General features: G+C 64.6%; 16 protein-coding genes. 13 read left to right on the forward strand and 3 right to left on the reverse strand.

Annotated elements, in window-relative coordinates; all coding sequences use genetic code 11:
• Nucleotides 1-63: 63 nt before the first annotated feature.
• From KVP70_RS07915 to KVP70_RS07925, 3 genes are read right to left on the reverse strand one after another with little or no spacing between them, the layout of a single operon-like run.
• Nucleotides 64-1,911, reverse strand: a complete 1,848-nt coding sequence (locus tag KVP70_RS07915) for an alkaline phosphatase family protein (protein WP_217941579.1) — start codon at nt 1,909-1,911, stop codon at nt 64-66.
• Nucleotides 1,895-2,770: a GNAT family N-acetyltransferase gene (locus KVP70_RS07920; RefSeq protein WP_217941580.1), complete on the reverse strand. Its 876-nt coding sequence runs from the start codon at nt 2,768-2,770 to the stop codon at nt 1,895-1,897. Before KVP70_RS07920 ends, KVP70_RS07915 begins: the two co-directional genes overlap by 17 nt.
• Nucleotides 2,771-2,788: 18 nt before the next feature.
• Nucleotides 2,789-3,604, reverse strand: coding sequence for a PEP-CTERM sorting domain-containing protein (locus KVP70_RS07925; RefSeq protein ID WP_217941581.1), 816 nt, complete (start codon nt 3,602-3,604; stop codon nt 2,789-2,791).
• A gap of 261 nt (nt 3,605-3,865) precedes the next feature.
• On the opposite strand from KVP70_RS07925, the gene KVP70_RS07930 reads away from it, so the two are divergent.
• From KVP70_RS07930 to KVP70_RS07990, 13 genes are all read left to right on the forward strand, one after another.
• The gene (locus tag KVP70_RS07930) at nt 3,866-4,684 is read left to right on the forward strand and encodes an ABC transporter ATP-binding protein (protein ID WP_217941582.1); all 819 of its coding nucleotides are present in this window, start codon (nt 3,866-3,868) and stop codon (nt 4,682-4,684) included.
• Entirely contained in the window at nt 4,681-5,466 is a 786-nt protein-coding gene (gene mlaE, locus KVP70_RS07935; RefSeq protein WP_217941583.1) for a lipid asymmetry maintenance ABC transporter permease subunit MlaE, read from the forward strand. The genes KVP70_RS07930 and mlaE overlap by 4 nt, the downstream gene beginning before the upstream one ends.
• A 47-nt stretch (nt 5,467-5,513) precedes the next feature.
• The gene (mlaD, locus tag KVP70_RS07940) at nt 5,514-5,984 is read left to right on the forward strand and encodes an outer membrane lipid asymmetry maintenance protein MlaD (protein WP_217941584.1); all 471 of its coding nucleotides are present in this window, start codon (nt 5,514-5,516) and stop codon (nt 5,982-5,984) included.
• Nucleotides 5,981-6,823 (forward strand): MlaA family lipoprotein, encoded by an 843-nt coding sequence (locus tag KVP70_RS07945; protein WP_217941585.1) that lies wholly within the window; start codon nt 5,981-5,983, stop codon nt 6,821-6,823. Before mlaD ends, KVP70_RS07945 begins: the two co-directional genes overlap by 4 nt.
• Before the next feature lie 31 nt (nt 6,824-6,854).
• Nucleotides 6,855-7,499 (forward strand): MlaC/ttg2D family ABC transporter substrate-binding protein, encoded by a 645-nt coding sequence (locus KVP70_RS07950; protein ID WP_217941586.1) that lies wholly within the window; start codon nt 6,855-6,857, stop codon nt 7,497-7,499.
• Between the two features lie 22 nt (nt 7,500-7,521).
• Entirely contained in the window at nt 7,522-7,947 is a 426-nt protein-coding gene (locus tag KVP70_RS07955) for an STAS domain-containing protein (protein WP_217941587.1), read from the forward strand.
• Between the two features lie 186 nt (nt 7,948-8,133).
• The gene (locus KVP70_RS07960; protein WP_217941588.1) at nt 8,134-9,048 is read left to right on the forward strand and encodes an ABC transporter ATP-binding protein; all 915 of its coding nucleotides are present in this window, start codon (nt 8,134-8,136) and stop codon (nt 9,046-9,048) included.
• A complete protein-coding gene (locus tag KVP70_RS07965; protein ID WP_217941589.1) occupies nt 9,045-9,812 on the forward strand; it encodes an ABC transporter permease in 768 nt (255 codons plus the stop codon). Before KVP70_RS07960 ends, KVP70_RS07965 begins: the two co-directional genes overlap by 4 nt.
• Nucleotides 9,813-9,828: 16 nt before the next feature.
• Nucleotides 9,829-10,065, forward strand: coding sequence for a BolA family protein (locus tag KVP70_RS07970; RefSeq protein WP_008443072.1), 237 nt, complete (start codon nt 9,829-9,831; stop codon nt 10,063-10,065).
• Between the two features lie 6 nt (nt 10,066-10,071).
• Nucleotides 10,072-11,322, forward strand: a complete 1,251-nt coding sequence (gene murA / locus KVP70_RS07975; RefSeq protein WP_217941590.1) for a UDP-N-acetylglucosamine 1-carboxyvinyltransferase — start codon at nt 10,072-10,074, stop codon at nt 11,320-11,322.
• 2 nt (nt 11,323-11,324) lie between these two features.
• Nucleotides 11,325-11,987, forward strand: a complete 663-nt coding sequence (hisG, locus tag KVP70_RS07980; RefSeq protein WP_217941591.1) for an ATP phosphoribosyltransferase — start codon at nt 11,325-11,327, stop codon at nt 11,985-11,987.
• 6 nt (nt 11,988-11,993) lie between these two features.
• Complete coding sequence (gene hisD / locus KVP70_RS07985; RefSeq protein WP_217941592.1) at nt 11,994-13,310, forward strand: histidinol dehydrogenase; 1,317 nt, start codon at nt 11,994-11,996, stop codon at nt 13,308-13,310.
• Nucleotides 13,307-14,125: a DNA-methyltransferase gene (locus KVP70_RS07990; protein ID WP_217941593.1), complete on the forward strand. Its 819-nt coding sequence runs from the start codon at nt 13,307-13,309 to the stop codon at nt 14,123-14,125. The genes hisD and KVP70_RS07990 overlap by 4 nt, the downstream gene beginning before the upstream one ends.
• The last annotated feature ends 6 nt before the right edge of the window (nt 14,126-14,131 follow it).

Consider the following 14,131-nt stretch of genomic DNA (forward strand, 5'->3'; position numbering starts at 1 on the left):
TGCGGCCGTAGCAGCCTGTCTCCGCCGGTAGTGAATGGGTGATCCCCGTTCCTGCCGGTTTTTTTATTTTGGAGTGGTAATTCTTGCGATCCCGGCCACCGCCTTGGGATCGATACGCATCGCCCGCGCGCGCGCCTGGGCGGCCAGGTTCATGTCGCCGCAGTGCTCCCATGCCGTGGCGAGGTCGAGCAGTGTTTCCGCTGAACGCGGTCCCAGGCTGACTGCGCGGCCGTAGGCGCTGGCCGCGCGCCGCCATTGCCCCAGCATGCGCTCGGCCATCCCCAATCCGGACCAGGCGAAATAATCGCGGCCGTCATGCGCGATCGCGGCGCGGAAGCTGGCTGCCGCCAGTTCCCATTCGCGCTGCGCAAGCTGGGCCCGGCCCAGCCACATGGCGGCGTTGATGGGCGGCGTGACGGCACCCGGGGAGCTGGCCTGGAGCTGCGCCAATGCGCCCAGGCGCGCCATCGCCTGCGGCCAGTCCCCACTGGCGAAGGCAACCATGCCTTCGGTGGCGTCGGCCCAGGCGCCTCCCGTCCGCACCAGGGGGAGGTTGCGCGTGATGGCCAGGCATTGGTCGAATTGGCCGGCCAGCAGCAGCTGCTCGGCCAGCGCGATGCGCACGTTCAGGTCGCCGCCGAAGCGATGTCCCAGTGCGCGCAACTGTTCCAGCGCCGCGCCGCGGTTGCCGCGCAACGCCGTCATCGTCGCCAGCGCCAGGCGCGTCTCGCATTCGACGCCGCGGGCAAACGCGATCTGCGGCGCGAAATCGGGCGGCGCCAAATCCTCCTGCTCGAACATGGCCAATGCCGCTGCCGACAGTGCCGGCGACGAAGGGGTGACGCGGATTCCGGCCGGCGCCAGCGGCGCCACTGCGGCCGCGTCTGTTTTCATGCGGGGCGGCGCGGCGGTCAGCGCTTCGTCGATCACGCGGCCGTCGAGCTCGCTGGCGGCCGGCAAGCCCAGCGCCGCCGCCACGGTTGGCCAGATATCGCAGGCGGCCACCGGTGCGATGGCCCGGTCGCGCGCGATGCCGGGGCCGCACAGCAGCATGAAGCCGGCGTCGCGCGTGCCGTTCGACAGGATCGCGAAGCAGGCGTCGCGGCCGGCAAGGTTTTGGTAGCGACCGCACAGCAGGTCGAGAAACTGGAGGCAGCGGGCCAGGCAAAGGCGCGCGGCCCGCCGGTCCGGCACGCCTGCCAGCGCGGCGGCCATGACGCCGAGAAATGGCAGGCGCAACATCAGCACATCGGCGCCGCGCTCTTCGATGGCGGCAGTTCCCAGCGCGTGCAAGGTCGCGCATTCGGCCAGTGCCGCCGCCGCCGCGCCCGCCAAGCGGCGGCGGGCGGCCGCGTCCAGCGGAGCCAGCAGGAAATGTAGGTCTTGTGCCTGGATGTCGCCGGGCGCCAGGCGCGCCGCGTGCACCAGCTCGCGCGCCTCGGGCGGCCAAACCGCTTGCGGATCCAGTGGCCAGGCGTGCTCGTCGTTGGCCGGCGCGGCGTCGGCGCCGGGAGCGATGACGGTGCCGTGGCGCAGCCGCAGTCCGCGCGTGGCGGGCCAGCCGATGACGGCGGTGTGGCGGCCGGCGGCGTCGGCGGCGTGCCAGATAGCCTCGGTGCGCAGCGCGGCGGCGCCGGGCGCCTGCATGAACAGCGAGCCGGCTATCGCCGTCAGCGGATGCAGGATGCCGTGGCGGTCCGGCTGCATGCCGGTGGCCGCGCTGGTCCAGCCGCTGTCGGCGCAGGCCGGCAGCGGAAAGTCCAGCGGCGCCCAGGTGCCGGCGCCGACCAGGCTGGAGAGAAAGGGCGTCAGTCCGCCCTCGTCCAGTTCCTGCAACAGATTCCAGTCGACGCCGTCGAGCGCCAGCATGACCAGCGCGGGCGCGGGCCGCGCTTCAGAGGGCGAGCGCATAGGTATGGGTGGTGTGCAGCAGCGTGGCGTCGGTGCGGCGGGCTATCTGCAAGGTGGCGCTGGCGGCGTCGTTGCAGCTGAAGCGGAAGCGCGGCCGCGCCAGCGTCGCCAGTTGCCGGGCGGGCGCGTCCAGCAGCAGCAGGGCTGGCCAGCCGTGGCGATGGCCGGGTTGGGTGATCCACAGGTCCACTTCGGGCAATTCCTGGTTCGGTTTGCACAGCAACAGACCGATCAGCTCACCATCCAGTTCGACCACCTGCGACAGCACGGCGCAGGCCGGGTCGGCCAGTGCGGCTTCGAAGCGGGCGGCGGCGGCGCCGAGGGGGAGCCGGGCGTAGCTGCTGTACAACGTGATGGCTTGCGGCAGATGGCGCGGCGCCAGTGGCATGGCGGCGGCGCCGGCCGGTATGCGCCGGCCGACGCGCAGGCGTTCAAGCATCAGGCTGGTCTGCCGGCAGGCGTTGCGGGTGTCCACCTGATAATGCAGCAGCGCGCGCTGCGGCGTGAATCCCTTGCGCGCCAGGAAAGGCGGTGCGTCGATGTCGTCCCATTCGCCCCAGGCGTGCAGGTAATCGACGTCCCACTGCCGCAGCATCGCGCCCAGCGCCGTCAGCAGCGCGCCGCCGACACCGCGCCGGCGCTGCGACGGCAGCACGAAGATGGCGCCGCGCAATCCGCTGCGCCGCACTTCCCAAGGGATGGATGAAAACGCCGCCGCGCCGACGATCGCGTGGTCGCCGGCCCGGCGGGCGAGCAGCACCGATTCGGCCGCCACGCCCTGGTTGGCGACGTGGGGCAGCAAGGCGAAAGCCAGGTCGAGTTCGCCCGGCTGCGCCACGGCGACATGCACCGTCGCCATCGGCGACACTACCTTGCGTCAGGCCGGCAGCGCAGCGTCGGTGCGCCGGCTGCGGCCTTTGCGGCGGTAGGCGGCGATGCCGGCCAGGCCGCTGGCCAGCATCAGCAGCGACGACGGCTCGGGTACCGGGCTGGTGAAGGCGGCAGCGCCGGCCGCCACCGCAGCGCCGGTATTGTCGTAACCGTAACCGTTGAATGTCACGCTGTACTCGGACGTGGCGATGCCGAGCGTGCCGGTCGTAGAGTCCAGGATGGACACATCGATCCAGCCAAATTGCGTTTGCTTGCCGCTGGAGAACTGGAACGGCACCAGCAGGTTGTAGCCGATATTGTTGTTGGTGAAGGTGCTGGCCAGCACCGGCAATTGGCCGCATTGCTGGCTGCCGCCGGGAGAGCCCTTGCCGGTGTTGCCGCAGGACGCGAAGATGGAACTCACCCTCCGGTTGGTGGTCAGGTCCAGGGTCACCGTGCCCGACATCGCCAGCGACGGCCCGATCAGCGTGCCGGCGGCTACCGCGCCTGCTGCCACGCCCTGGGCGCCGACCGTGACCGAGCGGTCCAACACGGTGAATTGGTAGGCGCCGTTTTGCCCCGCATAGCTATTGCCGTAGACTAGAGCATTATTCGCCAGCGAGAAGTCGGTCGTGCCGTTGTGGTCCACGTCCACGTTGACAGATATGGGGCGGCGCTCGCCGATGCCGAACCACGTCGGCCCCAGCGACTGATGGATACCGTCGACCCGGATCACGTCCGCATGCGCCGCCAGCGACGTCAGGGCCAGCAGCGCGGTGCCGGTTATTTTTTTGTTCGGCAAGATGTTGGATGGACTAGACATGGCGGCTCTATTTCGGAAAGGGAACAGGGATTGTCAGCATTTACACATATGTTGTCAATCGACATATTGTTTCTGGCGGCAACAATGTGGCTTTTATGTTGTGCAATGCAGCAATGTAACAATTCTTGATAGGTGTAAATTGCTGACTTTAGGTTCAGTAGTGTTGTATTATCTGCTACTTACGCTGCCTTCCTCTGTCACAAAAGAGGGGGGCGCCAGCAGAGATTAACCTTTCTGCACTACAATACGGCATTAAAAACAATGAGTTCAGTCGTGGCTAATCTAGTCGAAATCCGTGATTTACACTTCTCCTATGGAAAGCGCTCGATCCTGTCGGGGCTCCAGATGGACTTCCCACGCGGGAAGGTAATCGCAGTGATGGGCGGCTCGGGCAGCGGCAAGACCACGGTGTTGCGCCTGATCGGCGGCCAGATCCGCCCGCAGCGCGGCCACGTCAAGGTGCAGGGCCAGATCGTGCACAAGCTCAACACCGCCGGCCTGTATCTGCTGCGCCGCAAGATGGGCATGTTGTTCCAGCACGGCGCGTTGTTCACCGACCTGACCGTGTTTGAAAACGTCGCCTTCCCGCTGCGCGAGCATACCGACCTGCCGGAAGAGCTGATCCGCAACCTGGTGCTGATGAAATTGCACGCCGTGGGCCTGCGCAACGCCGCCAAGCTCAAGCCGGGCGAGATCTCCGGCGGCATGGCGCGCCGCGTGGCGCTGGCGCGTTCGATCGCGCTGGACCCGGAACTGATCATGTACGACGAGCCGTTCGCCGGCCTCGACCCGATCTCGATGGGCGTCACCGCCAACCTGATCCGCAACCTGAATACCGCGCTGGGCTCGACCACCGTGCTGGTGTCGCACGACGTCAAGGAATGCTTCGCCATCGCCGACTATGTGTACTTCCTGTCGCAAGGCAAGATCGTCGCGCACGGCACGCCGGCCGACATGTTGGTGTCGACCGACCCGTACGTGAAGCAGTTCGTCAACGCCGAGGCCGATGGCCCGGTGCCGTTCCACTATCCAGGCAAGTCCCTGGCCGATGACCTGGGCCTGGGAGTGCAAGTCTTATGAGCGTCAAGAACTGGTTGTCCAAGCTGGGCGCGCCGCTGCGCGATTACGTCGAAAGCATAGGCTACGGCGCCCGCACCTTCGCCAACATGCTGGGCGTGTCGCCCGGCCTGCTGCGCCGTCCGGCGCTGCTGGTCGAGCAGCTGCACTTCATCGGCAATTATTCGATGCTGATCATCACCCTGTCCGGCCTGTTCGTCGGCATGGTGCTGGGCTTGCAGGGCTATTACACGCTGAATAAATACGGCGCCGAGCAGTCGCTGGGCCTGCTGGTGGCGCTGGGCCTGACCCGCGAACTGGGCCCGGTGATCACCGCGCTGCTGTTTGCCGGCCGCGCCGGCACCTCGCTGACGGCCGAAATCGGCCTGATGAAGGCCGGCGAGCAGTTGTCGGCGATGGAAATGATGGCCGTCAACCCGATCCAGCGCGTGCTGGCGCCCCGCTTCTGGGCCGGCGTGATCGCGGTGCCGCTGCTGGCGTCGGTGTTCAGCGCGGTCGGCGTGCTGGGCGGCTGGCTGGTCGGCGTGCAGCTGATCGGCGTCGACGACGGCGCGTTCTGGTCGCAGATGCAGGGCGGCGTCGACTTCTGGAAAGATATTTTCAACGGTTTTGCCAAAAGCGTGGTGTTCGGCATCGCCATCACCTTCATTGCGCTGTACCAGGGCTATGAAGCCCAGCCGACCCCGGAAGACGTGGCGCGCGCCACCACCCGCACCGTCGTGATCTCATCGCTGATGATCTGGTGGCTGGACTTCATGATGACGGCGCTGATGTTCAGCAAATAAGCGCTGAAGTACAAAATAAGTACAAGATAAGAAACTAAGGAATCGCTATGCAACGTAAATCTCTGGATATCTGGGTCGGCCTGTTCATCGTCATCGGCGTGGTCGCGCTGATGTTCCTGGCGCTGAAGGCCGGCAACATGGGTTCCATGTCCTTCGGCAAGGTGTACCCGATCACCGCCAAGTTCGACAACATCGGCAGCCTGCGCCCGCAAGCGGCGGTCAAGGCGGCCGGCGTGGTGGTCGGCCGTGTGGGAGAGATCAAGTTTGATGACAAGAGTTACCAGGCGCTGGTAACCTTGAACATGGAAGAAGGCTACAAGTTCCCGAAAGACAGCTCGGCCAAGATCCTGACCGCCGGCCTGCTGGGTGAGCAATACGTGGGCATCGAAGCCGGCGGCGACACCAACAACCTGGGCGCCGGCGACAAGATCGCCCGTACCCAGTCCGCCGCCGTACTGGAAGACCTGATCAATCAATTCATCTACAGCAAAGCTGCAGAGGGAAAGGACAGTAAATGACGCACCGTACTCCGACATCTCTCCGCAGCGCCGCGCTGGCGCTGGGCGTCACCGTGCTGCTGGCCGGCTGCGCCGGCCCGAACCCGCGCGACCCTTACGAGGGCTTCAACCGCGCCATGTTCAGCTTCAACGACACGGTCGACACCTACGCGCTCAAGCCGGCCGCCACGGCCTACCGCAACGTGCTGCCGAACTTTGTGCAGACCGGCGTCAACAACTTCTTCGGCAACCTGGCCGACGCCTGGACCGGCGTCAACAACTTGCTGCAAGGCAAGGGCGAAGCCGGCATGTCGGACGTCACCCGCTTTGCGCTGAACTCCACGCTGGGCATCGTCGGCCTGTTCGACATCGCCTCGGAAGCCGGCCTGCAAAAGCACAAGGAAGACTTCGGCCAGACGCTGGGCACCTGGGGCGTGCCGTCCGGCCCCTACCTGATGCTGCCGCTGCTGGGCCCATCGACCGTGCGCGACACGGTGGCCTTGCCGCTCGATATCAAAGGCGATATCTGGGCCTACAAGGAGCCGGTCTACATCCGCAACACCGGTACCGCGCTGCGCGTGGTCGACCAACGTGCCAACCTGCTCAACGCCACCAGCCTGCTGGAAGACGCCGCGCTGGACCGTTACGAATTCATCCGCGACGGTTTCCTGCAACGCCGTGAAAGCCAGATCCACCCTGACGGCGACGATGCTCCGCGCAAGTCCAAGAAGGATGATTCGGCCGAGATCGACGTCAAACCGGCGGCCACCGCTGCACAAAGTTCTGCCCCCGTGTCATCCGAATCGGCGCCAAAAGAGTTAAACTCTGGCGCACCGGCTGCGGCTACCGTCAGTCAGTGACCCCGAAGAACCACACAAAGGTAACGACAATATGAAATTGATCAAACAACTTATCGCTTTAGCAACTGTCGCGCTGGCCGTCAACGCCCACGCGGCCGCCGCACCGTCCAACGAAGCGCCGGACGTGCTGGTCAAGCGCATCAGCCAGGAAGTGATCGAGACCGCCAAGGCCGACAAGTCCATCCAGGCCGGCGACCAGAAGAAAGTGCTCGACCTGGTCGAAAGCAAGATCCTGCCCTACGTCGATTCGCAACGCATGACCGCGCTGGCGGCCGGCCGCTTCTGGCGCGACGCCACGCCCGAACAGCAAAAATTGCTGTCGGACCAGTTCCGCACGCTGCTGATCTTCACCTACTCCGGTGCGCTGTCGCAGATTAAGAACGAAACCATCGAATTCAAGCCGATGCGTTCCGACCCGACCGACAACGAAGTGGAAGTGCGCTCGCAGGTCAACGTCGCCCGCGGCGAACCGATCCCGCTGAACTACCGCGTCGCCAAGACCCCGGCCGGCTGGAAGATCTACGACATCAATGTGCTGGGCGCATGGCTGGTCGAGACCTACAAAGGCACGTTCGCCTCCGAAATCAACAAGGGCGGCATCGACGGCCTGATCAAGACGCTGACGGAAAAGAACAAGTCGCTGGCCAACAAGCCCCTGAAAACCGTCGCCAAGTAAGCCATAACCAAGCCATCACGCCATGTCTACCGCCGTTTCCGAAGCCATCGACAATTTGCAGTCGCTCACGACCCTGACCGTGCTCAACGCCTCCGCGGCGCTGGAGCGCGGCCTGTCGGCCCTCAAGGCCGGCCAGACCGTGTTCGACCTGCGCCATGTGTTGACGGTGGATTCGGTGGCGGTGTCGGTCATGCTGGCGTGGCAGCGCGCCGCCCAGGACGCCGGCGTCAAGCTGGAACTGAAAAACCTGCCGCCGGCGCTGCAAAGCCTGACCAAGTTGTACGGCGTGTGCTCGCTGCTGTTCCCGCCAGAGGTCAAGCTGGCGCAGGACGGCGCCGCGGCGAGCAATCCCGCCCACGAAGAATTCGCTCCGGTCAATGCGCCGGAATCCTTCTTCACCCAAAAGACCGGTCTCGCCGACGACCCGGCCTCGCACCACCATCATTGACCCTCGCCCTACCCCCTGCCGCCTGTAGTTCCCTCGGTAAATAGCCCGTCCGGCTCTGCCGATTCGAATTTCCAATATAATTGAACGTTGCCGCTGCCTGAGAGCCGCGGCGCCCGCAGCATCTTCCGCCACGTTTAGGCCACACAGCGCCGGTTCGCGCCGCCGCACCTTACAGATAAGTCAAGCATGACAGCGATCCAAATAAGTAATGTCGAGAAGCGCTACAAGTCGCTCCAGGCACTGGGCGGCGTGTCCCTTTCGATCGAAGAGGGCGAGTTTTTCGGCCTGCTGGGTCCCAACGGCGCGGGCAAGACCACCCTGATTTCCATCATCGCGGGCCTGATCCGTCCCGATGCCGGCAAGGTCACCATCCACGGCCATGACGTCACCGGCGATTTCCGCGCCGCCCGCAAGATGCTGGGCGTGGTGCCGCAGGAACTGGTGTTCGATCCCTTCTTCACGGTGCGCGAGACGCTGCGCCTGCAATCGGGCTACTTCGGCCTGGCCAACAACGACGCCTGGATCGATGAGGTGATGCACAACCTCGACCTGACCAACAAGGCCGACGTCAACATGCGCGCGCTGTCCGGCGGCATGAAGCGCCGCGTGCTGGTGGCGCAGGCGCTGGTGCACAAGCCGCCCGTGATCGTGCTCGACGAGCCGACCGCCGGCGTCGACGTCGAACTGCGCCAGACGCTGTGGAAGTTCATCTCGCGCCTGAACCGCGAAGGCCACACCGTGGTGCTGACCACCCACTATCTGGAAGAAGCGCAGGCCATGTGCAAGCGCGTGGCCATGCTCAAGAGCGGCAAGGTCGTCGCGCTGGACACGATGGCGTCGCTGATCCGCCGCATCTCCGGCTCGCAGCTGACGGTCAACCTGGCCGCCGGCGACCTGCCGGACGACATGCGCCACCTGGTCACGCATCCGGAGACCTCTGAGCATGGGAAGAAGTACAGCCTGCGCGTCAACGAATACGCCGAAGTCGAAACCCTGCTGGCGCGCCTGCGCCAGTCCGGCGCCGTGATCGACGAAATGCAATTGCAACAAGCTGACCTGGAAGACATCTTCTTGCAGATCATGGACAAGGGTACCGTATGAACTTCATCTCCACCGGCTTCCGCACCCTGGTCTACAAGGAGACGCTGCGCTTCTGGAAAGTGGCCACGCAAACCGTCGCCGCGCCGATCCTGACGGCGATGCTGTACCTGCTGATCTTCGGCCACGTGCTCGAAGGCCGCGTCACCGTGTATGCGGGCGTCAGCTACACTGCCTTCCTGATCCCCGGCCTGGTGATGATGAGCGTGTTGCAGAATTCCTTCGCCAACTCGTCGTCCTCGCTGATCCAGTCCAAGATCACCGGCAACCTGGTGTTCGTGCTGCTCACGCCCCTGTCGCACTGGGAGATCTTCTCGGCCTACGTGCTGGCCGCCATGGTGCGCGGCATCGTGGTCGGCTTCGGCGTGTTCGTGGTGACGGCGTGGTTCGCCCATATGTCGTTCACGGCGCCGCTGTGGATCGCGGTGTTCGCGCTGCTGGGCGCCGCCATCCTCGGCACCATGGGCCTCATCGCTGGCATCTGGGCCGAGAAATTCGACCAGCTGGCCGCGTTCCAGAACTTCCTGATCATGCCGCTGACTTTCCTGTCCGGCGTGTTCTACTCGATCCATTCGCTGCCGCCGTTCTGGCTGACGGTATCGCATCTGAACCCGTTCTTCTACATGATCGACGGTTTCCGCTACGGTTTCTTCGGCCAGTCGGACGTCAACCCGCTGGTCAGCGTGAGCATCGTCTCCGCCTTCCTCGTCGTGTTGGCACTGCTGGCGATTCGCTTACTGCGCAGCGGATACCGCCTGCGTCATTAATTCCAAGGACTTCATCATGACCACTACTCCAGAACTGATCCACGGCTACCTGAGCGCCGGCCTCGAATGCACCCACCTTGAAGTGGAGGGCGATGGCCAGCACTTCCAGGCCGTCATCGTCTCGCCGGCCTTCGTCGGCAAGCGTTTGATCCAGCGCCACCAGATCGTGTACGCCGCGCTGGGCGACCGCATGCGCGAAGAAATCCACGCGCTGTCGATGAAAACCCTCACCCCTGACGAATACCAAGGATAAGCAAGCATGGACAAGCTCCTCATACAAGGCGGCAACCGCCTGAACGGCGACATCAACATCTCCGGCGCGAAGAACGCTGCGCTGCCTATCCTGTGCGCCGGCTTGCTGACGTCCGGCGATGTCGAACTGTCCAACGTGCCGCACCTGCACGACGTGGCGACCATCCTCAAGCTGCTGGGCCAGACCGGCCTGAAAGTGGCGCAGGACGGCGACAAGGTCACGCTCAATGGCAGCGCCATCGACAAGCTGGAAGCCCCGTATGAGCTGGTGAAAACCATGCGCGCCTCGATCCTGGTGCTGGGCCCATTGCTGGCGCGCTTCGGCGAAGCCAAGGTCTCGCTGCCGGGCGGCTGCGCCATCGGCTCGCGTCCGGTGGACCAGCACATCAAGGGCCTGCAGGCGCTGGGCGCGGACATCACCGTCGAAGGCGGCTACATCTACGCCAAGTGCAAAAAGCTCAAGGGCGCGCGCATCGTCACCGACATGATCACCGTGACCGGCACCGAGAACCTGCTGATGGCCGCCACCCTGGCCGAAGGCGAGACCGTGCTGGAAAACGCCGCCTGCGAACCTGAAGTGACCGACCTGGCCAACCTGCTGGTGGCGATGGGCGCGAAGATTGAAGGCATCGGCACCAACCGCCTGACGATCCAGGGCGTGGCCGAGCTGCATGGCGCCAAGCACGCCGTGATCTCCGATCGTATCGAAGCGGCGACCTTCCTGTGCGCCGTCGCGGCCACTGGCGGCGACATCACGATCCGCAACACCCGCGTCGATATCATGGACGCCGCGCTGGACAAGCTGCGCGAGATCGGCCTGCAGATGACCATCGGCGACAACTGGATTCGCGCGCAGATGGACAAGCGCCCGACGCCTGTGACCTTCCGCACCACCGAATACCCGGGCTTCCCGACCGACATGCAGGCGCAGTTCATGGCGGTGAACACCATCGCCGACGGCGCCAGCCGCGTGACCGAAACGATTTTCGAAAATCGTTTCATGCACGTGCAGGAGATGAACCGTCTGGGCGCGTCGATTGAAACCGACGGCAATACCGCCTTCATCAAAGGCGTCGAGCAGCTGGTGGGCGCGCCCGTGATGGCGACCGACCTGCGCGCCTCGGCATCGCTGGTGATCGCGGCCCTGACCGCGCGCGGCGAAACGCTGATCGACCGCATCTACCACCTCGATCGCGGCTACGACCAGATGGAAGTGAAACTGTCCGCAGTGGGCGCCAACATCAAACGGATCAAATAACCATGAGCGCATTCCAGGCCAATTCGCAGCTGATCCTCGCGCTGTCGAAGGGACGTATTTTCGAGGACACCCTGCCGCTGCTGGAAGCGGCAGGCATCACCGTCACCGAGAACCCGGAGACTTCGCGCAAGCTGATCCTGTCGACCAACGATCCCGACGTGCGCGTCATTATCGTGCGCGCCACCGACGTGCCGACCTATGTGCAGCACGGCGCGGCGGACTTCGGCGTGGCCGGCAAGGACGTGCTGCTGGAGCACGGCGGCGAAGGACTGTACCAGCCCATCGACCTGAACATCGCGGCCTGCCGCATGTCGGTCGCGGTGCGCAACGGCTTCGACTACGAGACCGCCGTGCGCCAGGGCGCGCGCCTGCGCGTGGCCACCAAGTTCGTGGAAACCGCGCGCGAGCACTTCGCCAAGAAGGGCGTGCACGTCGACCTGATCAAGCTGTACGGTTCGATGGAACTGGCGCCGCTGGTCGGCCTGTCGGACGCCATCGTCGACGTGGTCAGCACCGGCAACACGCTGCGCGCCAACGACCTGAAAGAGGTCGAAGCGATCATGGACATCTCGTCGCGCCTGATCGTCAACCAGGCCGCCTTGAAAATCAAGCGCGCCCGCCTGCAACCGATTATCGAAGCATTCGAACGCGCCTCTAAAAAGTAAATCATCATGCCGATTCAAATTACCAAGCTCGATTCCACCCAAGCCGATTTCAAAAAGTCACTGGACGCCCTGCTGGCATTTGAAGCGAGCACCGATGAAGCGATCGAACGCGCCGTCGGCGGCATCCTGGCCGACGTGAAAACGCGCGGCGACGCCGCCGTGCTGGAATACACCAACCGCTTCGACCGCATTCCGAACGGCGGCGCCACCAGTATGGCCGCCTTCGATATTCCCGAAGCCGAACTGCAGGCCGCGCTGGCCGCGATTCCCGAAGCGCAGCGCAACGCGCTGCACATCGCCGCGCAACGCATCCGCGTATTCCACGAGCGCCAGAAGCAGGAGCTGAACGGCTACACCTACACCGAGGCCGACGGCACGGTGCTGGGCCAGAAGGTCACGCCGCTGGACCGCGTGGGCATCTACGTCCCCGGCGGCAAGGCCGCCTATCCATCGTCGGTGCTGATGAACGCGATACCCGCGCACGTCGCCGGCGTACAGGAAATCATCATGGTGGTGCCGACGCCGGACGGCGTGAAGAACCAGATGGTGCTGGCCGCCGCTGCGATCGCCGGCGTCACCCGCGTCATCACCATCGGCGGCGCTCAGGCTGTCGCCGCGCTGGCGCACGGCACCGAGACCATCGCGCCGGTCGACAAGATCGTCGGCCCCGGCAACGCCTACGTGGCCGCCGCCAAGCGCCGCGTGTTCGGCATCGTCGGCATCGACATGATCGCCGGCCCTTCCGAAATCCTGATCATCTGCGACGGCACCACCGACCCGGATTGGGTGGCGATGGACCTGTTCTCGCAGGCCGAGCACGACGAGCTGGCGCAAGCCATCCTGCTGTGCCCCGACGCCGGCTACATCGCCAAGGTGGAAGCGAGCATAGAAAAATTACTGCCCCAGATGCCGCGCGCGGAAACCATCCGCACTTCGCTGACCGACCGCGGCGCGCTGGTGAAAGTGCGCGACATGGCCGAAGCCTGCTCCATCGCCAACAGCATCGCCGCCGAACACCTGGAAATCTCGGCCGAGAACCCGCAGCAGTGGGCCGACCAGATCCGCCACGCCGGCGCTATGTTCCTCGGCCGCTACTCGTCCGAATCGCTGGGCGACTACTGCTGCGGCCCGAATCACGTGCTGCCGACCTCGCGCACCGCGCGCTTCTCGTCGCCGCTGGGCGTGTACGATTTCCAGAAGCGCTCGTCGATCATCCACGTCAGCGAAGCCGGCGCGCAAACGCTGGGCAAGGTCGCGGCCGAACTGGCTTACGGCGAGGGCCTGCAGGCCCACGCCCGCAGCGCGGAGCTGCGCCTCAAATGAGTGAAGCATGGATCAATCAGGTCTTCTGTGAGGATGCGCTGACCGGCCTGGCGCGCATCCCGGACGGTTCCATCGACCTGATACTGACCGACCCGCCGTACAACCTGGGCAAGGACTACGGCAACGACTCCGATACTCAAACGGTGGAGGAGTATTTGCGCTGGACCGAGCAGTGGATCGACGCCGCGCTGCCCAAGCTCAAGCCCAACGGCAGCCTGTACATCTTCCTGACCTGGCGCTTCTCGCCGGAGATCTTCGTGCTGCTGAAAAAGCGCATGACGATGATGAACGAGATTATCTGGGACCGCCGCGTGCCGTCGATGGGCGGCAGCGTGCGCAGCTACTCGTCGGTGCACGACACCATCGGCTTCTTCGTGCGCCGCAAGGATTACTACTTCGACCTGGACTCGGTGCGCATTCCCTACGACGCCGAAACCAAGAAAGCCCGTTCGCGCTCGATCTTCATCGGCGCCAAGTGGCTGGAAATAGGCTACAACCCCAAGGATCTGTGGAGCGTGTCGCGCCTGCACCGTGAGCATCCCGAGCGCGCCGACCATCCGACGCAAAAGCCGCTGGAGATCATCGAGCGCATGCTCAAGGCTTCGTGCCCGCCGGACGGCGTGGTGCTGGACCTGTTCATGGGCAGCGGCACGACGGCGATCGCCGCCAAGCGCTGCGGCCGAAATTTCGTCGGCTTTGAACTCAATCCCGATTATTGCGCCATCATTGCCGAACGCCTGGCGATGCCGGAAATTCCGGCGCCGCCTGAAAAAAAGAAAAAAGCCTCACCCAAGCGAAGTTTAATTAACTCATAGGAGCTT

Source organism: Duganella violaceipulchra (genome assembly GCF_019166075.1).
Lineage (GTDB): Bacteria > Pseudomonadota > Gammaproteobacteria > Burkholderiales > Burkholderiaceae_D > Rugamonas > Rugamonas violaceipulchra.